The following is a 21,617-nucleotide window of genomic DNA, read 5'->3' on the forward strand; positions in this document are numbered from 1 at the left end:
ACGGCTCACCGCTACTCGTGCCCGTCAAAAACGATCTCGCCGTCGACCACCGTCGTCGCCACGTCGATCTCGTCGATCCGTTCGGAGTGATCCCACGGGGACGCCTCGAGCACCACCAGATCCGCCCGCTTGCCGACCTCGAGCGTCCCGAGTCGGTCCTCGTCGAACCCGGCGTAGGCCGCGCCTCGGGTGTACGCACGAAGCGCCTCGGTGACCGACAGCCGCTGGGCCTCGGTGCCCGCGTTCACCGCGTACTGGATCCCGAGTAGTGGATCGAGGGGCATGCAGTCGGAGCCGAAGGCGAGGGGGACGTCCGCCTCGAGCACCCGCCGAAGCCGATTCGTTCGGTTTCGACGCTCCCGGCCGAGTCGCTGATCGTAGAGGCCGCCCTCGTCGGCCCAGCGGTGGAAGTTCGGCTGCATCGAGGCCACGATTCCGGCCTCGGCCATCCGCTCGAGGTGGTCGTCCGTCACCAGTTCCGCGTGTTCGATCCGGTGGCGTGCGGTGGCCGCGTTGGGTGTCTCCTCGAGGAGCGACAGCGTCTCCTCGATCGCTTCGTCGCCGATCGCGTGAACGCAGATCTGAAACGCTTCGTCGCTGGCTCGCTCGGTTACAGATGCGAGTTCGTCGGGGTCGACGACCCACTGCCCGCGCGCGTCTTCGGACGCCTCTTCGGCCGTCTCGGCGTCCGCGTACGGCTCCCGGACCCGCGCCGTTCGGCTCCCGAAGCTTCCATCAGAGAAGGACTTGATCGCGCCCGTCCGCACCCGGTCGCTGCCGGCGTTCGTCGGGAGTCCGACGTCGACGAGCGACTCGAGATGGTCGCTCCAGTAGTCGATCCGGACTCGTAGCGGAAGTGCGTCGTCGGCCGCCAGTTCGCGGTAGACCTGCGGGGCCCTCGAGCCGCGAACTTTGTCGTGGACGCCGGTAACGCCGAGTTCGACCGCGCGTTCCATCGCCGCGGTGAGCACCTCGCGCATCTCCTCGCGGCCCGCCGTCAACGCCGACCTGACGGCTTCGGCCGCGTCTTCGACGGCGACGCCCGTCGGCTCTCCGTCTGCATACCGGAGATCGTCGTCGGGCAGGTCGTCCGCGAACGCCTCGAGCGCGGCCGTATTCAGCGATACCGTGTGGAGATCGACGCGCAGCGCGACGACGGGGCGCTCCTCGCTGACTCGATCGAGTTCCTCGCGCGTGAGCGGCTTCGTCCGCGAGCCGTCCCACGAACTTTCGTCGTAGCCGAAGCCGAGGACGTGCTCGCGGCCGGGGTCCGCCTCGGCCTGTCGTCTCAGGAGATCGACGCACGATTCGGCGCTGTCGGCGCTCGAGAGATCCGCGTGGACCAGATGCTGGCCCAATTGCTCCATGTGCGTGTGGGCGTCGATAAAGCCGGGGAGAACGACCCGGCCCTCGCAGTCGAGCACGTCGGTCTCGACGCCCTCGAGAAACGCCAGTTCGTCGGCGTCGCCGAGACGGACGATATCACCGTCGCGGACGGCGACGGCCTCGTGGACGGTGTCGGGGTCGGTAAGAGTGTGAACCTCCGCGTTGGTGACGATGAGGTCGGCAGCCGCTGTCATCTTGCGGTAGCGAGGAAACCGCGTGCTTTAGCACGGGGAGGAATCGCGTTCGTTCGTGTCTCGACTCGCCCTAGAGCGGCCCCTCGGTGTCCAACGACTTCGCGCCTTGGAGTAAGACCCCTTTCCAGGTGAGGCCATGTGCGTCTTTGATTTCGCTCAGCCGGTCGTACTCGTCTTGATCCACTTCGATGTTTAGGTTGGGCATCTATATGCATGGTTAGCTTTTCATTAATTTTAACTATTACTCTCCCGTACTCGTAGTTGTGACGACGACCGCCACGAAAACGCTCGAAGCCACGCTTGCTCCGCCCACGAAAGGTAAGGAGCAACGCCTTGAGCGAACCGTGGCGACCTACCGTCGTGCCCTCTCGGAGGCCTTCGAGAGTGACGCGGATACGCAGACGGCAGTCAACGATATCGTCACGCCGTACACGCTCACGTCTTACGCCAAGGACGCGCTCAAGAACTACGTCCCGAAGCTTCGAGATACCTACAACGCGTCGGAGATCAAGGACGACCACCCGGTTCGATTCACGAACCGTGGCTTCCGAATCGATCACTCTGACGATCGAACGTACGAGTTCTGCTGGCGCGTTCCACAGGCCGGGCGTGGTAATGCGTTCTGGATTCCGCTTCGGATCAATCCCGAACAGGAATCGCTCTGGTTCGACCTGTTCGACGAGAGTGCAACAGTCGGTGAGTTCCGACTGCAACAGCACCGCACGAACTGGGTGTTGAACGTCACTGTCGAGTACAATGTAGCCGAACCAGAGATCCCAGACGACCCGACTCGAATTGGTTTCGATATCGGCGAGTCCAAGCTTCTGACCGGCTGTGCCCGTCAGAATGACACTCCGACACAACCGTACATCTATGACGGCGGTCGTGCTCGAGCACTCCGAAAGGAGATGTACACGACGCTGAAGCGTCTGCAAGAGCGTGACGCCGCCGAGTGGCGCGTCGATGAGCGATTCGACCACTACCAGAACGCCCTGACGGATATCGTCGAAAAGGCGTCTCACGAGGCCGTCGAGTACGCCGAGTCGTTTGATAACCCAGTGATCGTGCTCGAAGACTTGTCGTACATCCGTGGGAACTTGGACTACGGGAAGTACATGAACCGACGCTTGCACGCGTGGACGTTCGCCCGATTCACCGACCGCATCGAGGACAAGGCCCTCGACGCCGGCATCCCGGTCGAATTCGTGAACCCGCGCTACACGAGTCAAACGTGCCACGCTTGCGGGCACATTGGTTCTCGTGGGTCTCAGGCGGAGTTCAAGTGTACGAACAGCAAGTGTTGGATTACGGAGTACCAAGCAGATATCAACGCGGCGGCGAACATCGCTGGTCGCGTTGATCCGTGGGGAGAGAGCGTTCCTTGGAAACCGGAGCGCGATGACTCGCCACGGAATGGGAGTCGTTGTGACACGGCCGCAGGACACCGCACGCCGAGTCGGCAATCCCGACAGACGACGCTTGCGGCCTTCGAGTCCTGAAACCTCCCTCGACGCGAGGCTTCCCTTGTAGGAAGCCCCGCCCTTTAGGGCGGGCGAGGATGTCACAGCAGCAAGCATGCAGGCGAAGGGCAAAACAGTTGGGTCCGACGGGCCGCGTCCGGTAGCGAGTCGCGACGAAACGGCTTCCGCGGCGGGACGATCCGTCGACCGGTTTCCGGAGATGCTACCACTGCATCTCGGCGCAAGGTTGACCTGTGAGCCCGTGGGATTGGCCGTATGATCGATCGCGATAGCCGGATCGTCTTCGGCTCGCTCCTTGTGTTCGTTGTCGCCCTCACGGGCTCGAACATCGCGGAACACCAGTTCGGGGCGTCGCTGCACGATCACCCGGTACTATCGTTTCTCGTGTTCGGCGGCGTCGCCGTCGTCGGCCCGCAACTCTACCTCGCCGCGACGGCTGAGGAGCCGTGGTCTCGAGAACGGGTCCAGTTCGTGACGGTTTCGACGGCCGTCTTCGCGACCTTATTTGCCGCTGACGCGGCCGGGATGTGGTATCTGATACTCGCGTCGGTCGGTGCCTGCTCGCTGTTCGCGCTCGTCTGCTACGAAGTGTTCCGATGGCACCGGATGACGGTCGACGAAGTTCGACCGCCGCCGACTGAGCCGTAGCCGGCGGTCCAACCCAGACGGCCGGATCAGCCGGGAATGACAGAACGCCTAACTGTCTTCGATCGAATACGCCGATATGGTCTCTCGTGAAAACCGCGTCATTCTGGGGTCGTTTCTCCTCCTCGTCGTCGCAGCCGCCGCCATTACTGCCACAGAGCAGTGGCTAGACCTTCGGTACGGCGACAATCCGTTTCTCGCGTTCCTCCTGTTTGCTGGGCTGGCCGTAGCCGTTCCGCAGCTCTATCTCGCAAGGACCGACACCGACGTCGACCCACGGAGCAGGGTTCGATTCGCTGTAATCGCCACGATGGTGTTCGCGGCGATGTTCGCGGAGTCGACGGACGAACTCCAGAGTCAGTTGATTTTAGCGATCGCCGGCGGTGCGTTCCTCGTGCTCGTCGCCGCCGAGTTCGTCCTGGGGTATCGCGGGTCAGCGACCGACGGCGCTCGAGACAGTTCCGATCGATGACGGGGAGGGACTGCGGTTGGTTCTCGGGAGCCAGACATCGCGTGCGGCTCCGATCCGATGGCCCGCAGTCGAGTCGGAACGATCAGCAACCCTTAGGACCGACCGCTGTCTTGGCCAACGCATGACAGACCCCGAGGATCTCGCTACCCAGGTACGCGACGGCGAGCTTCGCATTCACGAACTCGAGGAGTACGCAGACCACGACACCGCGGCCGAGGCCCGCCGGCTGTACGTCGAGCAGGAAACGGACACCGATCTCGAGTCGATCGGCGACTACACGTTCCCCGCCGAGCGGGCGGAGCCGAACATCGAGAATATGATCGGCGCGGCCCAGATTCCGATGGGGATCGTAGGTCCGGTCGACGTCAACGGCGAGGAGACCAGTTCGAACGGCGGCGGTGCCGCCACCGGCGAACACTACCTGCCGCTGGCGACGACTGAGGGCGCACTGCTCGCGTCGGTCAACCGCGGCCTCGGCGTAATCCGAACCGCCGGCGGCGCCGACGCTCGCGTGACGAAAAACGGGATGACTCGAGCACCCGTCTTCCGGGTGAAAGGGGTCGCGGAGGCCGCGGAGACTGTCGAGTGGGTCAACGACAATGTCGACGCGCTGGCCGAGGCCGCCGAGTCGACCACGAGCCATGGCGAACTGCTCGACGTCGAGCCGTACGTCGTCGGCGACTCCGTCTACCTGCGATTCGCGTACGATACGAAGGACGCGATGGGGATGAACATGGCCACCATCGCGACCGGCGAGGCCTGCGAGATCGTCGAAGCGGAAACGCCGGCCTCCCTGGTCGCGCTCTCGGGCAACCTCTGTTCGGACAAGAAACCCGCCGCGATCAACGCCGTCGAGGGCCGGGGCCGGTCGGTGACGGCCGACGTCCTGATCCCCGGCGAACTCGTCGAAGAACGACTGCACACCACTGCCGACGCCATCGCCGAGGCTAACACCCGCAAGAACCTCACCGGCAGCGCCAAGGCCGGCAGTCTGGGCTTCAACGCCCACGCGGCCAACGTCGTCGCCGCGGCCTTCCTCGCGACCGGCCAGGACGAGGCGCAGGTCGTCGAGGCCGCGAATACGATCACGACGATGGACGCACGACAGCGCGAGGACGGTGCCTCCGACCTCTACGCCAGCGTCTCGCTCGCGTCCCTCGAGGTCGGCACCGTCGGCGGCGGGACGAAACTGCCGACGCAGTCCGAAGCGCTCGAGATTCTCGGTCTCCGCGGCGGCGGCGAGCCGGCGGGTTCGAACGCCGACGCGCTCGCGGAGATCATCGCCGTCGGCGCGTTAGCCGGTGAACTCTCTCTGCTCGCGGCGCTGGCCTCGCGTCACCTGGCGAGTGCACACGAAGATCTGGGTCGGTGAGAGGACCGGGCCATCGGCCAGGGAGTTCAACAGTCGTCGCTTAGCCGGCAGCCTCGCGCTCGGCCCTTCGAGTCCGAATCGTCACGAGCGCGATGTACGCGCCACCAACGACGAGTAACAGGTAGCCGCCGAGCACCTGAAGAGCGCTCGTAGCCGGAGCGACCAGAACCAGACCGATCGCCGCAACGGCGTGAGCGACGGCGAAATCACGACGCCCGTACGCCCCGTGGAGAACAGCGATAGCAGCGAACGTCGCAGCGAATGCGCCGATCGCCAGCATCGTCGGATCGAGTCCGAGGATCGTCTCGTCGATGTACCTGCCGTACGCGAAGAAGGCGAGCGCGGCGATCGTTCCGACACCGATCGCCGTCCCCTGCACGTCCACCGTCTCGTCCATATGCTCGTCGTTGGGACGCGCGGTGCAAAGTCCTGACGTTCCGCTCGGTACCCTGTCACCGGCTGACTACAGCGATCGGTATCGGCCGCCGCTCTCGCTCACCCCGCCGCGCCGGACCAGTTTCTCGAGGGCGTCCCGAACGTACTCGGCCGACACGCCGCGCTCGCCGGCGTACTCGATCACCTCGTCTTCGGTCGGTCGGTCCAGTGTTTTGAGGGCGCGTTCGACGATTTCCTTCTTGCTCCCGCTGCGACTCGGGTGGCGCGGGTCGCGATCGCCGGCGGCTTCGACCTCGTCGACGTCCAGACCGGACTCCTCGAGGTACTCCGCGTCGTCGACAACGCCTTCGGCGACATCGCCCTCGAGGGCGTCGAAGGAGTCCAGTTTGGCGAAGGCCTCGCCCTCGCCCTGTCGGTTGGCGAGCATCGAGGCGCGGACGTCGCGGGCGTGCCCGGCGTCCTCGGTTTCGACGAACTTCTTGCGCTTCTCGTATCCTCGACGCGAGCCACAGCGGGGACACTGCGTGGTCTCCGAGCGCCCCTCGATGATCCAGAGGTTCGAACACTCGCTACAGCCGACGACGGCGTACATGACTCGAACTGGACCCTCCCCGTAGTTCAAGGTTCGGCAACCGGAGCGAACGTTGTCGGTCGACGCGCTCCGCCGCGAGGTGAACGTATTAGGTTCGTCGTCACCTCTCGAGGCGTATGGAACGTGTTTCCCTAGATGACCTCGAGCCGTCCGAAGCCGCCGACGGCGTCCACCTGGCACTGATGGCCGGCGCCGACTCGATGAACGTCCAGCACTTCGAGATCGAACCCGGCGCGGTGGTCGAAGAACACAGCCATCCCCACGAACAGACGGGGTTCATCTACGAGGGCGAACTCGTCTTCCGCAGCGATGGCGAGGAGGTCGTCTGTGGTCCCGGCGACTCCTATGCGATTCCGGGTGAACAGCCCCACGCGGCTGAGAACCGCGGGGACGAGACGGTGCGTGGCATAGATATCTTCAGCCCACCGCGGGAGAATCCGAGCTGGCAGGACTGAGACGTCCTACTGTAAGTCATTTCCGGAGCAAAAGCCGGCCGTCTTGCGATTGCTCCGGTAAACAGTTACAGCAGACCGGAGGACGACGCTCGCGGGGACCGCGGTTTTCTGTCGCGGTCTACAGGCGACCTCGGTCGAATGTCTCGAGGTTCTTCGAGAGCACCAGCTCTGTGCCGTCAGCGAACGATGTGGGCGACGTGCAGCTGTCGTGTCACCAACCCACATAATAAATAAACCAAATGAGTTATTAATTTCTGCTAATTTTATTCTATTGTATGTTAAACGAGTTAGCTGATGCGGACGAAGCGGCATTCGACGAACGAGCGGGACCGTGGATCGCATTCGCACGCGTTTTCGCCGGGTTCTTGCTGCTGTACGAACTGATGCTTGGCGGCTGGTGGAAACTCGGCTGGATCACCACGGGTCCGAATCCGGGATGGATCGGCTCGGACGCCGGCGCGGAGGTCCTCTCCGTCGCCGAACAGGCCGTCGATGACGGGACTTTCGGCTGGTTCGCGACGATCCTCGAGACCGTCGTGATCCCCTATCCGGAGCTGTGGACGGCGCTCGCGTTAGCGGCACAGCTCGCGACCGCCGTCGGTCTGATCTTCGGACTCTGGACGCGACCGGCGGCGCTCCTCGGTGTCCTGTACTTCATCCCCGTCTTTCACTTCGGAATGATCAGGACCTCGCCGCTGTTCACCGTCCCCATCGCCTTCGCGTTCGTCGCGAACGCCGGTCGGTACTACGGGCTCGACGCCGTCCTCTGGCGGCGTTCGGACATCGTCGGCCGCCTCACGCGAGCCGTCAACGCACCGCTGCCGATCCGCCGCGCGTGGTATCCGGCACTCGCCGCCGGGTTCGCCATTGTCGCGGTCTACTACCTGCTTTCGATTCCAGAGATGGTCGATACGCGCGTCCATCTCACGAGTCTCGAGATGACCGTCTTCGCCGGACTCGTCGCCGGCGGACTCTCGTTCGTCTACCGCGGCGGGAATCCGGTGACGGTCGCTGCGGACGCGCTTCGCGTCTTCGTCGGCTACCGCTTCCTCCAAGAGATCGTCGTCCGGAGCGAGCCCGGGGCGAACGCGCTTCCCGGCTGGGCGAGTGCGTCTGCCCAGACCGAGGTGTTCGAGGCCATCGCCGAAGCGCACGTCGCGCCGATGAGCGCGTTCCTCGAGCTCGCGGTCCTCCCCGCGATGACCGCGTGGGTCGTCGCCTTCGCGGTCGTCCAGACGAGCGTCGGAATCGCGCTGCTCGTGGGCTACCGGACGCGACTCGCTGGCACCGTCGCTGTCGGCTACCTCGTCGTCCTCACGGCACTCGGACTCGTCCGTCTCGCCCCGCTTATCTTCGCGAGCGCGATCGTCGCCGCCACGCTCGCCGGCCGACACGCGAGCCTGGATTCGATCGCCGGGCGTGAGCCACGGCCACCGGCGATTCCCGACCGAGTCGCGCTACCCGCCGCCGCCGGTGGGATCGCGCTCCTCTCGAGTGCCGCCCTGCTCGGCATCGATCCCGAAGCCGGCTACGGCGAAGTCGCCGGCCCCGTCGCCCTCGTCATGCTCGCGTTCGGTCTCCTCGCGCTCGCGCTGGTCTCGAGTACGGCCACGGAGCGGACGTCGGATCGACTCGAGTCGGTCTCGGCGACGGCCGAGGACTGATCGAGGCGATCCTGTCCGCAGGGAGCGTCGTTTCGAGCGTAACCGATCAACGCGAAGAGTTATCACCGAGGAATACCACGGAGTTATATGCCGTAGCTTGCAAGGAGAGCCGATGGCAACCGAATCGAAGGCATCGGATTCGTGGGGGGTCGGACGAGTTGGTGCGTATCTCGAGCGACTGGGGCCGACGTGGCTCGCCGGAGCGATCGCCGCGGGGCCGGCGACGATGGTCAGCCTGTTGGTCGCTGGTGCGAGTTTCGGCTACGCGCTGTTGTGGGTGGTGGTCCTCTCGGCGATCCTCGGCACCGTCGGCCAGTATCTCGCGATGCGGCTGGGGCTGCTCACCGAGGCCGGGATCGTTGCGGTCGTCGAGGAGCACCTCGGCTCGTTCTGGGCCTGGGTGCTCGTCGTCGACGCCGTCCTCGCCGCGGGACTCGCCCAACTCGTGATCATGAAGACGCTGGCGGATGTCAGCGCAACGGTCATCGGGACGGCGGGTGTCGGTATCTCCGCGCTGGCCGACCCGCGCCTCTGGGGGGTCACCTGGGCGCTCATCCTCGCGCTGGGACTGGCCGGCGGCGGCTACCGAGTGGCCGAGATCGGCGCGAAGCTGATCGTCTCGCTGGTCGTCCTCGCGTTCGTCGCGTCGGTGTTCGTCGTCCCGATCGATCCGAGCGAGGCCGCGACGGGGCTCGTTCCACAGATGCCGGCGGGCGTCGGCGGCGCGGTCGTCGTTGCCGGCGTCCTCGGCGGCGCGGTCCACATCACACTCCTGACGATGCAGAGCTACACAATGGGCGCCCGCGGCTGGACCGAGAGCGATCGCGACATCGCGACCTTCGACGTGGTGAGTTCGATGCTCGTCGCCTTCGGAATCTTCAGCCTCGCCGTCTTCCTCGTCGCAGCGAGCGTGCTCCCCGACGCGGGCGTCGATCCGGCGACGCTCGACGCGATCCAGGCCGCCGAGGTCCTCGGTCCGGTCGCCGGCGAGTACGCGACGTGGTTGTTCCTCCTCGGCCTCCTCGGGGCGGCCGTCTCGACGCTGGGCGGGAACACGATCGTTCCGCCGTACCTCCTCGCCGACAAACTCGGCTGGGAGCAGTCTGTCGAGGATTCGCGCTACCGAGCCGCGATCGTTGCGGTCGCACTCGTCTCGGCCGTCGGCGCGTTTCTCGAGGGAGCCTTCTTCGAACTGCTCGTCCTCGTGCTCGCCTTCGGGCTCGTCGGGACGCCCTTCGTCCTCGCCGTGATCCTCTATCTGTTGAACGACCCCGACGTCGTCCCCGAGACGAACTCGCACCTGTTGAACCTCGGCGGGATCGTCCTGTTCGCCATCGCGACCGTCCTCGCGGGCGAGTTCGTCCTCGAGGAACTCGAGACCATCACTGAACCAACCTCCGCGTTCGTCGTGGTCTTCGCGGCCGCAATGGCGCTGGCAATCGTCGGTCTCGTCGGGCGGTACGTACGAGAGCGATTCGGTGCCGAGTGACGCCCGTTCGAACCAATCTTCAAGCCGGTCGAGGGTAATTGATCCGCTATGCCAGTACTCGAAGACGAAGTCGTAATCGTCACCGGCGCGAGTCGCGGCCTCGGCCGCTCGATGGTCGAACGCTTTTCGGCGGAAGGCGCTCGAGTCGTCCTCACCGCACGCGACGAGGACCGATTGAACGAGGTCGCCGCCGATCTCCCGACCGAGTCGCTCGTCGTGCCCGCAGACGTCCGGGATAGCGACGCGGTTGCAAACGTGATCGAGCGGACGCTCGAGGAATTCGGCCGTATCGACACGCTCGTCAACAACGCGGGCGTGGCGCCGATGGACTCTGACGGCGGTCTCGTAAACGTCACCGACGAGGAGTGGGAGGCCGTCCTCGAGATCAATCTCACCGGCGTCTTCCGCTTTACTCGCGAAGCCCTGCCCCACATGTACGACCAGGAACGAGGGAACGTGATTAACATCTCATCGGGGCTCGGCCGGCGAGCGATGGCTGGCGTCGGCCCCTACGTGAGTTCGAAGTGGGGACTCGAGGGACTTACCCGAACGACGGCGCTCGAGGGTGAGGAGCACGGCGTCAACGCCAATGCCCTGGATCCGGGTGGCCGGGTCGACACCGACATCTGGGCGCACCTGCCCGACGAAGAGCGCGAGCAGATTCTCGATCCGGACGTGATGGACGATGCAGCCGTTCTGCTCGCCGCCCAGGACCCCGACGGCGTCACCGGCGAGTCGATGGACGCCGAGGCGTGGGAGAGCCGACTCGGTTAATCGCGTCGTTTAGATCAGTACATCCCTACGGATGGCGCACGCTGAATCACGGTGACCGACAGGGAACCGTGATTCGAAGGCGTGCGAGGGATGAGCGAGTGACTGAAAGGAACGAGCGAATCGGCTGGGGAGGACGTGGAAACCCCTAGCCGTCAGAATCTGCCGTATAATTTGACACCACCCCCTCTCTGTTATGGTAACAACTGAAACGATGTACACGCTGATCGGACAGCCGTCGTGCGATCAGGTGTGCAGTGACGTTCAGCGGCTACGATAGTGATACGTCTCGAGAGCGTCCCACTCGCGTCGCATGAGTTCGCGAACACCGTGTTCCAGAACGACATCTCCGAGAGATGTGGCCCCGAGAAACCGAATCCCAACGATTCGTCACTCGAGCGATTTCCGCATCTTCACGTGCGGAATTCCGGCTTCCTCGAACACCTCGCCGTAGCGTTCGTACCCCAGACGGCCGTAGAACGGGGCGGCGTGCGTCTGGGAGTGCAGTTTCAGCGACTCGAGTTCCTCCCCACGCGCCCGCTCCTCGAGCGCGTTCATCACTGCCAGACCGACCCCCTCCCCGCGTCGCGACTCGAGAACGGCGACGCGTTCGACCTTCCCGAGCCCCGGTTCGGGTTCGCGCAGTCGGGCGGCTCCGATCGGCTCGTCGCCGTCGTAGGCGACGAAGTGGATCGACTCCTCCTCGTACTCGTCGTACTCGAGTTCCTCGTCGACGTCCTGTTCCTCGACGAACACCGTCCGGCGGACCGCGAAGGCGTCCTCGCGTTCGTCTGCCGACTCGACCGCGCGTACGTCAGTCATGCGAGCGAGTTCGGCCCGTCGCGACGAGAGCGTTACGACACGGCCGAGAGCCGTTTCGTGGGTGAGTCGCAACTCGAGTGGGGTCGAAAAAAATGCAGAAATACGAGTTCGACGGCCGATCGCTACGCTGACTGCCCGAAAAGCGGTCTACGACAGCTTTTCGATGTTCTGGCGGTTTCACCGCCAGAGGACGAGAAACTCTCTACGAGAGTTTCTCGATGTTCGCGACGACTTCCTCGGCGTACTCGCTCGTCGCGAGCTTTTCGGCGTCCTCGAGCTGTCGTTCGAGGTCGTAGGTGACCTTGCCGGAGGAGATGGTCTCCTCGACGGCGTCGACGACGAGGTCGGCGGCGTCGTTCCAGCCCATGTATTCGAGCATCATGCGACCCGAGAGGATCATCGCGGTCGGGTTGACCTTGTCCTGACCCTCGTACTTCGGCGCGGAGCCGTGGACGGGTTCGGCGAGCATACGTCCCTCACCGAAGTTCCCACCGGGGGCGATGCCGAGGCCACCGATCTGTGCGCCGGCGGCGTCGGACATGTAGTCCCCGTTCAGGTTCATCGTGGCGATGACGTCGTAGTTGTCCGTCCGGGTCAGGAGCTGCTGGAGCATGTTGTCCGCGATGCGGTCGTTGACGACGAGCGTGTCGTCGTCGACTTCGCCGTCTTGCTCCTCCCAGAGGGTGTCCTCGGTGATGACCTCGTCACCGTACTCCTCTTCGGCGACCTCGTAGCCCCAGTCACGGAACTGGCCTTCGGTGAACTTCATGATGTTCCCCTTGTGGACCAGCGTAACCGAGTCGCGGTCGTTCTCGAGGGCGTAGTCGATGGCCTCGCGGACGAGTCGCTTCGTTCCGAACTCCGTGATCGGCTTGATGCCGATGCCGACGGGGCCGTCGTGGATGGTGTTGTCGAAGCCCATGTCCGCTTCGACGAACTCTTTGACCTGCTCGACTTCGTCGGTGCCGGCCTCCCACTCGATGCCGGCGTAGACGTCTTCCGTGTTCTCACGGAAGGTGACCATGTCCATCTCGCCAGGATTCTTGACGGGCGACGGCACACCCTCCATGTGGTAGGTCGGTCGGACGTTCGCGTAGAGGTCGAGCAGCTTTCGCAGGCCGACGTTCAGCGAGCGGAAGCCGGCGCCGACGGGCGTCGTCAGCGGACCCTTGATCGCGACGCGGTGTTCCTTGATGGCCTCGACGGTCTCGTCGGGAAGGTTCTCGTCGTACTTCTCGCGGGCGGACTCGCCAGCGTAGACGCGCATCCAGTTGATGTCGCGGCCGGTCGCCTCCGCGGCGGCTTCGAGCACCTTCTGTGCGGCAGGACCGACGTCACTGCCGACACCGTCACCGTAGATAATCGGGATAATCGGGTTGTCAGGCACCTCGAGTTCGTTCTCGGTACCGTCCTTCAGCGTGATCTTCTCCCCGTCTTCCGGGACCTCGATCTTGTCGTAGCTCATCTCGTCTGTACGGTTCTTCGACGGGGGTAAAAGGTCTACCATTTCTATCGACGGACGACGAAACGTGGAGGGGTGAAATCGAATCGAGACGGAGATGCGACGCGAACGCGGACTGTAGCCCGTTCGGTCGCTCGATGCGCACTGTCAGCCCTGTACGGTCGGTTACCGTCCGGCCTCAGACGGCGAGACGATCGGATGCTACGAGCAGTTGGGCTCCGGGGGGTCGTCCCAGTAGCGGACCATCATTACGATACCAGCGCCGACGAGACAGGCACCGACGACGCCCAGCGTTCCCCGTCCCGCCGCCGTCAACCACCCTTCCTCGAGGGCGGTCCACAGGACGGCCAGTACGGTAATTCCGACGACGGTGAGCGCCGACCCGACGTCGACCCGGTCCCGGCGGTCGTCGGTCGCCAGTCGCCAGACGGCGATGGCAGCCATCGTCGCACAGAAGGCGGCGAGTATCGCGACTGGCGTCATTGTCGTCAGCGGTACACAGGCTGCTGTGGTAAGTGTACGGGATTCAGTTCCGCCGATCGATCACGAAACGCTCTCCTATCCCGCGCTCGCTCGAGAGCGTATGCAGGTGCTCGTCCACGGTGGAACCGGTAGCGATCCCGAGGAGCCCGAACCCAGACAGAACGTTCTCGAGCAGGCCGCCGACGCCGGCGCATCGGAGTCGGACCCCGTCGACGCGGTCGAAGCGGCGGTAGCGGTCCTCGAGTCCGATCCGCGATTCAACGCCGGCGTCGGCAGTGCGGTTCAGAGCGACGGCGAGATCCGAACCGACGCGGGGCTGATGACCGACGACCGATCCCTCGGCGCCGCCTGTTCGATGCCGGGCGTCGAACACGCGCTTCGCGTCGCCCGCGTCGTCATGGAGGAGACGCCCCACGGCTTCGTTTCCGGGGATCACGCCGTCTCGCTGGCCGACGCGTTCGGCGTCGAGACGGGCGTCGATCTCTGGTCCGACCGCACGCGTGAGAAGTGGAGCGACCTCGAGCCCCCGGCGGGTGATTCCAGCGCGCACCTCGAGTGGATCCGCGAGCGATACGGCCGGTCCGATCCCGACGGCCGAGACGAAGACGAAAACCCGAACAGCGACCCCGAACGGCCCGACAACGACCTGGATCACGATACGGTCGGTGCCGTCGCGTTCGACGGCAACTCCCTCGCCGCGGCGACCTCGACCGGCGGCCGGTGGCTCGCGCTCGCGGGCCGCGTCGGGGACGTCCCGCAGGTCGGCTCGGGCTTTTACTGTTCACCCGCCGCGGCGGTCAGCGCGACCGGTGCCGGCGAAGACATCGCCCGCGTGACGCTCTCGAGACGGGTCGCCCGCCACGTCGAGCGCGGCTGTGACGCCGACGAGGCGACCTCGCTCGCGATCGAGGAGTTCGGCGAACTCACCGGCTCGAAGGCCGGCGTCATCGCGATCGATTCCGACGGAACCCTCGGCTCGGCGTACAACAGCGACGCGATGCAGACGGCTCGAGCGGACCGTCGGTAGTCGAGATATGGTTTTCGACGATTGACGTGAGGTACTTTTAATATCGTCGTGATCCTCGTCGCACTCGATGCTCGAAGCCCCATACCACGCGGCCCGGCACTGTCCGGAGTGCGCCTCGAGGCTCTCGAACGTACAAGGCGTCGACGCCTGTCCCGAGTGCGACTGGGTCGATACCGACCGTTCGACGACACCGCCGGCCTGAGCGGGACCATCGGAGCGAGTCGACCGGAGACGGAACCTCTTTTTGTCGACCGGTACAACCCCGGTGCATGGCCGAATCCGAGGTGGACCTCGAGTCCGAGAAGTACGAAAAGCACCGCGAAGCGGGGGAGATCCTCTCCCAGGTCCGCACAGAGACAGCCGAACGCGTCGAGGTCGGCGCGAGCCACCTCGAAATCGCGGAGTACGCCGAGGATCGCATCCGCGAACTGGGCGGGAAACCGGCGTTCCCAGTCAATATCTCGATCGACGAGGAAGCCGCCCACGCCACGCCCTCCATCGACGACGAGGAGACGTTCGGCGAGGAGATGATCAACCTCGATATCGGCGTCCACGTCGACGGCTGGCTGGCCGACACCGCGATCACCGTCGACCTCTCGGGCAACCTCGAACTGGCCGAGGCCTCCGAGCAGGCCCTCGAGGCCGCGATCGACATCATCGAACCCGGCGTCGACACCGGCGACATCGGCGCCGAGATCGAGGACGTCATCACCGGCTACGGCTACAACCCGGTCGTCAACCTCACGGGCCACGGGCTGGGCCACTGGGAACAACACACCAGCCCCAACATCCCGAACCGCGCCGTCTCGCAGGGGACGACGCTCGAGGTCGGCGACGTCGTTGCGATCGAACCGTTCGCGACCGACGGCGGCGGCAAGGTCACCGAAGGCGCCAGCGAGGAGATTTTCTCGCTCGAGCGCGAGGGATCGGTCAGAAACCGACAGGCTCGCGACGCACTCGAGCAGATCACCGAGGAGTTCCGCACGCTGCCCTTTGCAACCCGGTGGCTCGAGACCGACCGCGCCGAGATGGCGCTGCGTCGGCTCAAGCGCAACAACATCGTCCACGGCTACCCGGTGCTCAAGGAGGACGACGGCTTCCTCGTCAGCCAGAAAGAGCACACGATCATCATCACCGAAGACGGCTGTGAAGTGACGACGGCGTAGACGGGCGCGAAGACCGGTATTTCTCGAGCAGCGTGGATGAAGTCAATCTCGAAAGAGAGCGCACCGTTACACGTGGACGGCGCTGGGCGTCGGGAGAGCGAGAGTGCGGTATCGAGAGATCCGTTCCGGGCGTCGCTGTATGCGAATCGTATCGTGCGTTCAGGCGTTGTTCATCCGCTGGCTCGTCCGGTTCCCACAGCGCTGGCACTCGGCCACGCGGTAGGGTTCGCGGGAGAACTGGGCGTTCTCTTTCTTGAGGCTCTCGGTCCGAATTTGGACGGACACCTCGTGAAGCGTGTCCAGATCGCAGTCGTCGCAGTGCTCGGTCATCCCGTTGACAGAGTCGTCAGTCGTTGCCATTAGCGGATGCCTTTCGGTAGTATGGTCTTAAATCCCTGTTTCATTTCGAGCGCTGAGTCGAACAACTGGACGAAACCTCGCTAGATGGTTTCTCCGGCCACGAGAGCGTTTATTACCGTTCATTCACGGTTCCCTGAGAGTCGTCCTCGAGCTACAGTCGCTGATTGGAGCAGTACAAGGACCGTTTACGACGGGGCACAGACCGGAGACGGGAGTGAAACGCTTTAGGGCCGTCTCGAGTGGTGACCGGTATGGAGCAGGTGTTCGCACCGTGGCGGATCGACTGGATCAGACGCGAGGACAAGAACCCCGATATCGACGACTGCGTCTTCTGTGAGCTGCCGGAGCGAAGCGCGGATCGCGAGAATCTGGTGCTCGCACGGAGCGAGCACACCTTCGTCATGCTGAACAACTACCCGTACAACCCGGGCCACGCCATGGTGATCCCCCGCGTCCACACCGGCGACTACCGGGAGCTGACCGACGAGCAACTGCTCGATCACGCCCGCTTGAAACAGCGAACGTTCGACGCGCTCGAGACCGCCCTCGAGCCAAACGGCTTCAACGCCGGCTTGAACCTGGGTGACGGGGCCGGCGGCTCCATCGACGACCACCTGCACACGCACGTCGTCCCGCGCTGGGAGGGTGACACCAACTTCATGCCCGTCATAAGCGACACGTCGGTGATCGTCGAGGCGCTCGAGGAGACGTACAGCCACGTGTACGAGGCGTTCGCCGAACAGGAAGGGGCCGTCGTACCGGACGACGAGGACGAAGCGATCAGGTTCGACTGACGAGCGCGAACGCTCGACGGCGGCGAACTACCGGCACGATAGCCCGGTCGACCATACGTTTTTGCGGGGCTGTCTCGTGATATCGAACCACATGGAGTACGAGGTCGTCCACACCGACGATGTACCGAAGACGGATCTCTCGGAGATCGACGAGGTGCCGCCGGACCTCCAGATCCGCGCGTTAGACGAGGTGCTCCCCACCGAGCACGTCCAGCTCAAGCTCTGGTACTTCGAGCCCGGCGAGGAGATCCAGTACCACGCCCACGCCGAACAGGAGGAGCTCTACTACGTCCTCGAGGGCGAGTTCTCGGTGAAACTCGGCCGTTCCGGCGAGGAAGAGTACGTCGACGCCGGGCCGGGGACGTTCTGGATGGCGCGCCCGGAAATCGGCCACGGCCATCGCAACGTCGGCGACGAACAGGGCGTCGTCCTCGCGATCGGGGCACCCGCCGTCGAGGATCCCGGTCTCGACCCGCACGGTCTCGAGGACGAGTAGCAGGTTCCAACGGTGACGGAAGACAGCGTAGTTCGCCTCGAGGTCAGGCGTAGTTCGCCTCGAGGTCAGGCGTAGTTCGCCTCGAGGTCAGGCGTAGTTCGCCTCGAGGTCAGGCGTAGTTCGCCTCGAGATAGTCGAGAATCCGTTCGGATTCCGGCATCGTGACGCCGCGCTCGTCGTCGACGATCACCGGGACCTGCCGCTGACCCGAAATCCGTTTGACCTCGTCGCGCTTCGAATGCAGCCCTTCCGTCCAGACGCTCTCGTAGTCGACCTCGAGTTCGTCGAGGCGGTCGGCGATGAGTTCGCAGTACGGACAGCCCTCGAGCTGATACAGGGTTACCATAGCCGTCCCTTCGGCTGGGGTCGACAAAAGCGTGGGTGCCGGCGCGCGTCGGCGTACGTGCCAACGCACATTGCTGGGGTTCTGCCGGGGAACGGAGCTTTTTGTCGCTTCGCGGGGGAGACGGGGTATGCCACCGATCGAGGGCGATATCATTTCCGACTTCGAGGCACTACTGTGTGACGGCGAGACGTTCCGCTCGACGGCGCTCGAGACGGCGCTCGGAGAGCGGGGCGGCGTTCTGATCTGTACCGGCTTCGCGTTCAGCGCGATCGCACAGAACTGGTGGAAGCAGTTCGTCCGCTCCGGCTGGGGCGAGTTCGAGGACGTCTCGGTGTTAGGCGTCAGTCGCGACGGACCCTACGCGCAAAACGAGTTCCTGCGCTGGCTGGACGAGCCCGCGTTCCGCTTCTTCGCGGACGTCGACGGCGCGGTGAGCGAGTCGCTCGACCTGCTCGCCGACCGCGACCACATGGCCAACGTCTCGACGCCGTGGCGGTCCGCGTTCGTCCTCAACGCCGACAGGGAGGTCCAGTACGCGTTCGTCGCGGACGACTGGATCTCGCCGCTGCCGCGCGAGGAGATCGAAGACGCCGTCGACGCGCTCTAGACTGGATCATCGAAGGCGTCCGTCGTCTCGTGGGCCGTCACCTCGAGGTCGACTCCGTCGGCGCTTCCTCTCGGGGGGCCGCTACCAGGGCGACTCGTCCGATTCGACGGTTCGAATCGCGTGCTCGATCGGTGGTGATGAGCGGTGCGACGTCGTGAGATGAACACGCTACCGTCGATGGTGAAACACTGCGTACGCGGGAACTCCAACTAACACGAGCACGGTGGCGATCAACAGCAGGTGCGACATCGGTTCGAGCACACTCGGTGCGACAGCTCCAGTTCGACCACCAAAGGAGTTCGTCCCATGCCCGATCGCGTACAGGTAAAACCCGATCGCTGCGAGGAGCCACGCGGTGACCGTCTGATACAGTGTGTCCTGCGTCATCTGTTTGTATCGGTGAATGGCTCGAGTACGATTAAACGTTTTTATGGGTTGAATAAACGAACTACCGCACTCGTGTCGTCGACCGTCTACTCGGTGGACCCGCTGACAGTACCGGATTAGCCATCACGGACCTGCTCGCTTCTCGAACTGGCTTTGTTAGACGCTGCCCCTCAGACCGGTTCACCGAACGCGTACATCGTCTCGTGAGCCGTCACCTCGAGGTCGACGAAATCGCCGGGCTCGAGGCCGTGCTCGGTCGCGTTTTGTACGATTATCTGCCGGTAGGCCGAGTCCCGACACTTCAGCGAGTCGGCGGTGCCCTCCTCGACGACCAGCACGTCTTCGCGGGTCTCGCCGACCATGTCGGCGTAGGCCTCGCCGACGATGTCGCGTTTCGCCGCGCTCATCTCCTTCGAACGCTCCTTCTTGAGCGTCCCGCCGAGCCCCTTCATTTCGGCGGCGTCGGTGCCCGGCCGCTTCGAGAATCGGGTGACGTTGACTTTTTCGGGTCGCGTCTCGCGCAGCAGGGCCATCGACTGGGCGTGGTCGTGGTCCGTCTCCGTCGGGAAGCCGACGATGAAGTCCGTCGAGAGCGTCCAGTAGTCGAGGGCCTCGTCGAAGGCATCGATGATTTCGAGATACTCCTCGACCTGGTGCTGGCGGCGCATGTCCCCGAGCACGTCGTCGCTGCCGGACTGCACCGGCGCGTGGAGGAAATCGTAGAGTTCGTCGTACTCGGCGAAGACGTCGGCCAGCTCCTCGCGGATGCCGTGGACGCCCTTCGGGTTGGCCATCCCCACGCGAACGCGGAACTCGCCCTCGAGTTCGCAGATCTGCTCGAGCAGGCGGTGCAGTTTGCGTTCGCCCTCGTCCCAGCCGTAGACGCCGGTGTCCTGACCCGTGATTCGGATCTCCTTCGCACCGGCGTGGATCAGCGCGCGGGCCTTCTCGACGTTCTCCTCGATGGGTGGGGACTCGATTTTCCCCGTCGCGTGCTTGGTGATGCAGTACGAGCAGTCGGACATACAGCCCCGCGCGATGGGGAGGATGCCGACGACACCGTCCAGAATCGGCTCGGCGTCGGGCGTCGTCGTCGGACACTCGCCGTTCGTGACGGCCTCTGGCACTTCGTCCCAGTGGAGCACCTGCCCGTCGACGTCGGCCTTCGAAAACTCCTCGCCCTGGGCGAGGGCCATACAGCCCGTGATGAACAGATCCGCAGTTTCGTCGGCCAACTCCTCCGCTCGGCGGAGCATGTTCCGCTCGGTCTTCTCGACGACAGTGCAGGTGTTCAGGATGGCGACGTCGGCCTCGTCGACCCCCTCGACTCGGTAGTGGCCCGCATCGCGGAGCCGTCGCTCGATTTCACGGCTCTCCCCGCGATTGGACGTACAGCCGTACGTCTCGATGTGGTACCGGGCCATTCGTTGCTATACGCTCGTCCGATCCGAACGGCCAAAAGCCCGACGGATCGGGGCAGTCCACCGACTGGCGACCGAATCCTCCCTCGAGGCCTCCTCGGCGACACGAGAGTGCGATCGCCACGCTCCGACGCACGTCGGTCACGGGAGGCCTTAGAACTCGCCTCGAAACTGGGCGTCAGAGAGCACGCCGGGTCGCCCCATGCCCCCGCCCACGTACTCGCCGCGTTGGACTCGTTCACGAAAGATGTCGTAGACTCGATACCGCTCACCGTCACGCGGGTCTTCGAACGTCTCCGTCCCGCGAGCGCCGCCGAACACCGCCCAGTCGGTTTCCTTGTCGACGTTGAACCAGCACGCCATCCGGACGTCGTTCGCTTCGATGTAATCGAAAGCGTCGTCGATCCACTCGCGTTTGGCCTGGACGTCGTGGTCGCCGTCCCGACTCGAGGTCGTTCCGAACTCGGGAATCGAGAGGGGACGATCGGTGAGGTCGGCGACTCTGGTTCGCATCGGTTCGAAGGTCGACTCCGGCGACTGCCAGCCCTCACCCATCGGGCTGTCGCCGAAATTGTAGCCGTCGATGCCGACCCAATCGACGTACTCGTCGCCGGGGTAGCTCGCTTCCGTGGGCACCTCCCCGTGTTCCGTCGCGTTCGGATTCCAGAGCCACTGCACCCGATCTCGAGGATCGTCCGCACGGATCGCGTCGATGGCGTCGACCGCGTCCATCAGCCGCTCGTGGACGTACCGCCAGGCGTCGATGAAGGCCTCGGCGTCGCCGTCCTCGAGGACGCTCCAGGGGAGCCAGTCGCCGTTCATCTCCGGAAACGGTCTGAAGTAGAGTCGCCGCGGCCCGTCGATCACCGGATCGTCGGTCGCCAACCACGCCGCGAGTTCCGCTACCCACCACTCGAGGACGTCGTCGTACTCGCCATCGCAAACCTGCCGCGTGATCGTCGACGGAGTCTCCGTCTCCGAGCCGATGTAGGAGAGCCAGGTGACCATCGGCACGTGACCCGTTTGCCAGACCTCGGTCATCCCGGAGAGAAACTGCCGGCGCACGGGCTCGTCGTCGTCTGCGTTTACGTACAGCGTGAGTACGCCGAAGCGGGTCTCGAGCCACCGTTCGAAGGGACGGAACTGCTCCGGAGACGCGGCGTTTTCGCCCGGATACGCGCCGAGAATCCGCCGTCGCTCGTCGGTCGTCGGCCCGGCACAGCCGCTGATCGAACTCAGAAACGGGGCCGTGCCGACAGAGCAGAGTACGTCTCGTCGTCGCACGAGAGTGGTACGGCTCGAGCGGACATACGTATCGCGGACGGTCGC

Annotated in this window: 26 protein-coding genes; 14 read left to right on the forward strand and 12 right to left on the reverse strand. The window is 64.6% G+C overall.

Going from position 1 to position 21,617, the window contains the following annotated elements; all coding sequences use genetic code 11:
- Positions 1-11: 11 nt before the first annotated feature.
- Entirely contained in the window at positions 12-1,580 is a 1,569-nt protein-coding gene (locus NATTI_RS0106415; RefSeq protein WP_006088822.1) for an amidohydrolase, read from the reverse strand.
- 70 nt (positions 1,581-1,650) lie between these two features.
- Positions 1,651-1,785: a hypothetical protein gene (locus tag NATTI_RS27300; RefSeq protein WP_006088820.1), complete on the reverse strand. Its 135-nt coding sequence runs from the start codon at positions 1,783-1,785 to the stop codon at positions 1,651-1,653.
- A gap of 58 nt (positions 1,786-1,843) precedes the next feature.
- On the opposite strand from NATTI_RS27300, the gene NATTI_RS0106425 reads away from it, so the two are divergent.
- The 4 genes from NATTI_RS0106425 (at position 1,844) to hmgA (ending at position 5,550) form a co-directional block, all read left to right on the forward strand.
- A complete protein-coding gene (locus tag NATTI_RS0106425; RefSeq protein ID WP_006088812.1) occupies positions 1,844-3,079 on the forward strand; it encodes an RNA-guided endonuclease TnpB family protein in 1,236 nt (411 codons plus the stop codon).
- Between the two features lie 237 nt (positions 3,080-3,316).
- Complete coding sequence (locus NATTI_RS0106430; RefSeq protein ID WP_006088810.1) at positions 3,317-3,709, forward strand: hypothetical protein; 393 nt, start codon at positions 3,317-3,319, stop codon at positions 3,707-3,709.
- A gap of 76 nt (positions 3,710-3,785) precedes the next feature.
- Positions 3,786-4,178: a hypothetical protein gene (locus NATTI_RS0106435; RefSeq protein WP_006088808.1), complete on the forward strand. Its 393-nt coding sequence runs from the start codon at positions 3,786-3,788 to the stop codon at positions 4,176-4,178.
- A 121-nt stretch (positions 4,179-4,299) separates the two neighbouring features.
- The gene (hmgA, locus tag NATTI_RS0106440) at positions 4,300-5,550 is read left to right on the forward strand and encodes a hydroxymethylglutaryl-CoA reductase (NADPH) (protein ID WP_019991685.1); all 1,251 of its coding nucleotides are present in this window, start codon (positions 4,300-4,302) and stop codon (positions 5,548-5,550) included.
- A gap of 40 nt (positions 5,551-5,590) precedes the next feature.
- Here the strand turns inward: hmgA and NATTI_RS0106445 are convergent, their stop codons facing one another.
- Positions 5,591-5,947, reverse strand: a complete 357-nt coding sequence (locus NATTI_RS0106445) for a hypothetical protein (RefSeq protein WP_006088806.1) — start codon at positions 5,945-5,947, stop codon at positions 5,591-5,593.
- A 66-nt stretch (positions 5,948-6,013) separates the two neighbouring features.
- The gene (locus tag NATTI_RS0106450; protein WP_006088805.1) at positions 6,014-6,538 is read right to left on the reverse strand and encodes a DUF5817 domain-containing protein; all 525 of its coding nucleotides are present in this window, start codon (positions 6,536-6,538) and stop codon (positions 6,014-6,016) included.
- A 116-nt stretch (positions 6,539-6,654) separates the two neighbouring features.
- On the opposite strand from NATTI_RS0106450, the gene NATTI_RS0106455 reads away from it, so the two are divergent.
- The 4 genes from NATTI_RS0106455 to NATTI_RS0106470 all read left to right on the forward strand — a co-directional run bounded on the left by NATTI_RS0106455 (position 6,655) and on the right by NATTI_RS0106470 (position 10,920).
- Positions 6,655-6,993, forward strand: a complete 339-nt coding sequence (locus NATTI_RS0106455; protein WP_006088804.1) for a cupin domain-containing protein — start codon at positions 6,655-6,657, stop codon at positions 6,991-6,993.
- Positions 6,994-7,268: 275 nt separating this feature from the next.
- The gene (locus NATTI_RS0106460) at positions 7,269-8,657 is read left to right on the forward strand and encodes a DoxX family membrane protein (RefSeq protein WP_006088803.1); all 1,389 of its coding nucleotides are present in this window, start codon (positions 7,269-7,271) and stop codon (positions 8,655-8,657) included.
- A gap of 112 nt (positions 8,658-8,769) precedes the next feature.
- A complete protein-coding gene (locus NATTI_RS0106465) occupies positions 8,770-10,146 on the forward strand; it encodes an NRAMP family divalent metal transporter (protein WP_006088802.1) in 1,377 nt (458 codons plus the stop codon).
- Between the two features lie 48 nt (positions 10,147-10,194).
- Positions 10,195-10,920, forward strand: a complete 726-nt coding sequence (locus NATTI_RS0106470; RefSeq protein ID WP_006088801.1) for an SDR family NAD(P)-dependent oxidoreductase — start codon at positions 10,195-10,197, stop codon at positions 10,918-10,920.
- Between the two features lie 387 nt (positions 10,921-11,307).
- Here NATTI_RS0106470 and NATTI_RS0106475 read toward each other — a convergent pair whose 3' ends face one another.
- The 3 genes from NATTI_RS0106475 to NATTI_RS0106485 form a co-directional block, all read right to left on the reverse strand.
- Positions 11,308-11,739, reverse strand: coding sequence for a GNAT family N-acetyltransferase (locus NATTI_RS0106475; RefSeq protein WP_027119083.1), 432 nt, complete (start codon positions 11,737-11,739; stop codon positions 11,308-11,310).
- 202 nt (positions 11,740-11,941) lie between these two features.
- A complete protein-coding gene (gene icd / locus NATTI_RS0106480; RefSeq protein WP_006088799.1) occupies positions 11,942-13,204 on the reverse strand; it encodes an isocitrate dehydrogenase (NADP(+)) in 1,263 nt (420 codons plus the stop codon).
- A gap of 198 nt (positions 13,205-13,402) precedes the next feature.
- Positions 13,403-13,684 carry a hypothetical protein gene (locus NATTI_RS0106485; RefSeq protein WP_006088798.1) on the reverse strand — a complete coding sequence of 94 codons (282 nt, stop codon included), beginning with the start codon at positions 13,682-13,684 and terminating at the stop codon, positions 13,403-13,405.
- A 100-nt stretch (positions 13,685-13,784) separates the two neighbouring features.
- Between NATTI_RS0106485 and NATTI_RS0106490 the strand changes: the two genes are divergently transcribed.
- From NATTI_RS0106490 to map, 3 genes are all read left to right on the forward strand, one after another.
- Positions 13,785-14,711, forward strand: coding sequence for an isoaspartyl peptidase/L-asparaginase (locus NATTI_RS0106490; protein WP_006088797.1), 927 nt, complete (start codon positions 13,785-13,787; stop codon positions 14,709-14,711).
- 67 nt (positions 14,712-14,778) lie between these two features.
- A complete protein-coding gene (locus NATTI_RS27305) occupies positions 14,779-14,913 on the forward strand; it encodes a hypothetical protein (RefSeq protein WP_006088796.1) in 135 nt (44 codons plus the stop codon).
- 67 nt (positions 14,914-14,980) lie between these two features.
- The gene (gene map, locus NATTI_RS0106500) at positions 14,981-15,877 is read left to right on the forward strand and encodes a type II methionyl aminopeptidase (RefSeq protein ID WP_006088795.1); all 897 of its coding nucleotides are present in this window, start codon (positions 14,981-14,983) and stop codon (positions 15,875-15,877) included.
- Between the two features lie 159 nt (positions 15,878-16,036).
- Here map and NATTI_RS0106505 read toward each other — a convergent pair whose 3' ends face one another.
- The gene (locus tag NATTI_RS0106505) at positions 16,037-16,237 is read right to left on the reverse strand and encodes a DUF7835 family putative zinc beta-ribbon protein (RefSeq protein WP_006088794.1); all 201 of its coding nucleotides are present in this window, start codon (positions 16,235-16,237) and stop codon (positions 16,037-16,039) included.
- A gap of 251 nt (positions 16,238-16,488) precedes the next feature.
- Here NATTI_RS0106505 and NATTI_RS0106510 point away from each other — a divergent pair, with 251 nt between their 5' ends.
- Both NATTI_RS0106510 and NATTI_RS0106515 read left to right on the forward strand, forming a co-directional pair.
- Complete coding sequence (locus tag NATTI_RS0106510; RefSeq protein WP_006088793.1) at positions 16,489-17,031, forward strand: HIT family protein; 543 nt, start codon at positions 16,489-16,491, stop codon at positions 17,029-17,031.
- A gap of 91 nt (positions 17,032-17,122) precedes the next feature.
- Positions 17,123-17,527 (forward strand): cupin domain-containing protein, encoded by a 405-nt coding sequence (locus NATTI_RS0106515; RefSeq protein WP_006088792.1) that lies wholly within the window; start codon positions 17,123-17,125, stop codon positions 17,525-17,527.
- A 109-nt stretch (positions 17,528-17,636) separates the two neighbouring features.
- Here NATTI_RS0106515 and NATTI_RS0106520 read toward each other — a convergent pair whose 3' ends face one another.
- On the reverse strand, positions 17,637-17,873 hold the full coding sequence (locus tag NATTI_RS0106520; protein WP_006088791.1) for a glutaredoxin family protein: 237 nt from the start codon (positions 17,871-17,873) through the stop codon (positions 17,637-17,639).
- 127 nt (positions 17,874-18,000) lie between these two features.
- Here NATTI_RS0106520 and NATTI_RS0106525 point away from each other — a divergent pair, with 127 nt between their 5' ends.
- Entirely contained in the window at positions 18,001-18,480 is a 480-nt protein-coding gene (locus NATTI_RS0106525; protein WP_006088790.1) for a redoxin domain-containing protein, read from the forward strand.
- A gap of 168 nt (positions 18,481-18,648) precedes the next feature.
- On the opposite strand, the gene NATTI_RS0106535 is transcribed toward NATTI_RS0106525, so the two are convergent.
- From NATTI_RS0106535 to NATTI_RS24950, 3 genes are all read right to left on the reverse strand, one after another.
- Positions 18,649-18,867: a hypothetical protein gene (locus tag NATTI_RS0106535; RefSeq protein ID WP_006088789.1), complete on the reverse strand. Its 219-nt coding sequence runs from the start codon at positions 18,865-18,867 to the stop codon at positions 18,649-18,651.
- Between the two features lie 170 nt (positions 18,868-19,037).
- Entirely contained in the window at positions 19,038-20,291 is a 1,254-nt protein-coding gene (locus NATTI_RS0106540; protein ID WP_006088788.1) for a tRNA (N(6)-L-threonylcarbamoyladenosine(37)-C(2))-methylthiotransferase, read from the reverse strand.
- Between the two features lie 150 nt (positions 20,292-20,441).
- Positions 20,442-21,572: a glycoside hydrolase family 26 protein gene (locus NATTI_RS24950; RefSeq protein WP_019991687.1), complete on the reverse strand. Its 1,131-nt coding sequence runs from the start codon at positions 21,570-21,572 to the stop codon at positions 20,442-20,444.
- Between the last annotated feature and the right edge of the window lie 45 nt (positions 21,573-21,617).

The organism is Natronorubrum tibetense GA33 (assembly GCF_000383975.1).
GTDB classification, from domain to species: Archaea; Halobacteriota; Halobacteria; order Halobacteriales; family Natrialbaceae; genus Natronorubrum; species Natronorubrum tibetense.

Bases quoted from the DNA above. Each gene is read 5' to 3' on its own strand.
- NATTI_RS0106415 (WP_006088822.1), bottom strand. From the start codon at position 1,580: ATGACAGCGGCTGCCGACCTCATCGTCACCAACGCGGAGGTTCACACT.
- NATTI_RS27300 (WP_006088820.1), bottom strand. From the start codon at position 1,785: ATGCCCAACCTAAACATCGAAGTGGATCAAGACGAGTACGACCGGCTG.
- NATTI_RS0106430 (WP_006088810.1), top strand. From the start codon at position 3,317: ATGATCGATCGCGATAGCCGGATCGTCTTCGGCTCGCTCCTTGTGTTC.
- NATTI_RS0106435 (WP_006088808.1), top strand. From the start codon at position 3,786: ATGGTCTCTCGTGAAAACCGCGTCATTCTGGGGTCGTTTCTCCTCCTC.
- hmgA (WP_019991685.1), top strand. From the start codon at position 4,300: ATGACAGACCCCGAGGATCTCGCTACCCAGGTACGCGACGGCGAGCTT.
- NATTI_RS0106445 (WP_006088806.1), bottom strand. From the start codon at position 5,947: ATGGACGAGACGGTGGACGTGCAGGGGACGGCGATCGGTGTCGGAACG.
- NATTI_RS0106450 (WP_006088805.1), bottom strand. From the start codon at position 6,538: ATGTACGCCGTCGTCGGCTGTAGCGAGTGTTCGAACCTCTGGATCATC.
- NATTI_RS0106455 (WP_006088804.1), top strand. From the start codon at position 6,655: ATGGAACGTGTTTCCCTAGATGACCTCGAGCCGTCCGAAGCCGCCGAC.
- NATTI_RS0106460 (WP_006088803.1), top strand. From the start codon at position 7,269: ATGTTAAACGAGTTAGCTGATGCGGACGAAGCGGCATTCGACGAACGA.
- NATTI_RS0106465 (WP_006088802.1), top strand. From the start codon at position 8,770: ATGGCAACCGAATCGAAGGCATCGGATTCGTGGGGGGTCGGACGAGTT.
- NATTI_RS0106470 (WP_006088801.1), top strand. From the start codon at position 10,195: ATGCCAGTACTCGAAGACGAAGTCGTAATCGTCACCGGCGCGAGTCGC.
- NATTI_RS0106475 (WP_027119083.1), bottom strand. From the start codon at position 11,739: ATGACTGACGTACGCGCGGTCGAGTCGGCAGACGAACGCGAGGACGCC.
- icd (WP_006088799.1), bottom strand. From the start codon at position 13,204: ATGAGCTACGACAAGATCGAGGTCCCGGAAGACGGGGAGAAGATCACG.
- NATTI_RS0106485 (WP_006088798.1), bottom strand. From the start codon at position 13,684: ATGACGCCAGTCGCGATACTCGCCGCCTTCTGTGCGACGATGGCTGCC.
- NATTI_RS0106490 (WP_006088797.1), top strand. From the start codon at position 13,785: ATGCAGGTGCTCGTCCACGGTGGAACCGGTAGCGATCCCGAGGAGCCC.
- NATTI_RS27305 (WP_006088796.1), top strand. From the start codon at position 14,779: ATGCTCGAAGCCCCATACCACGCGGCCCGGCACTGTCCGGAGTGCGCC.
- map (WP_006088795.1), top strand. From the start codon at position 14,981: ATGGCCGAATCCGAGGTGGACCTCGAGTCCGAGAAGTACGAAAAGCAC.
- NATTI_RS0106505 (WP_006088794.1), bottom strand. From the start codon at position 16,237: ATGGCAACGACTGACGACTCTGTCAACGGGATGACCGAGCACTGCGAC.
- NATTI_RS0106510 (WP_006088793.1), top strand. From the start codon at position 16,489: ATGGAGCAGGTGTTCGCACCGTGGCGGATCGACTGGATCAGACGCGAG.
- NATTI_RS0106515 (WP_006088792.1), top strand. From the start codon at position 17,123: ATGGAGTACGAGGTCGTCCACACCGACGATGTACCGAAGACGGATCTC.
- NATTI_RS0106520 (WP_006088791.1), bottom strand. From the start codon at position 17,873: ATGGTAACCCTGTATCAGCTCGAGGGCTGTCCGTACTGCGAACTCATC.
- NATTI_RS0106525 (WP_006088790.1), top strand. From the start codon at position 18,001: ATGCCACCGATCGAGGGCGATATCATTTCCGACTTCGAGGCACTACTG.
- NATTI_RS0106535 (WP_006088789.1), bottom strand. From the start codon at position 18,867: ATGACGCAGGACACACTGTATCAGACGGTCACCGCGTGGCTCCTCGCA.
- NATTI_RS0106540 (WP_006088788.1), bottom strand. From the start codon at position 20,291: ATGGCCCGGTACCACATCGAGACGTACGGCTGTACGTCCAATCGCGGG.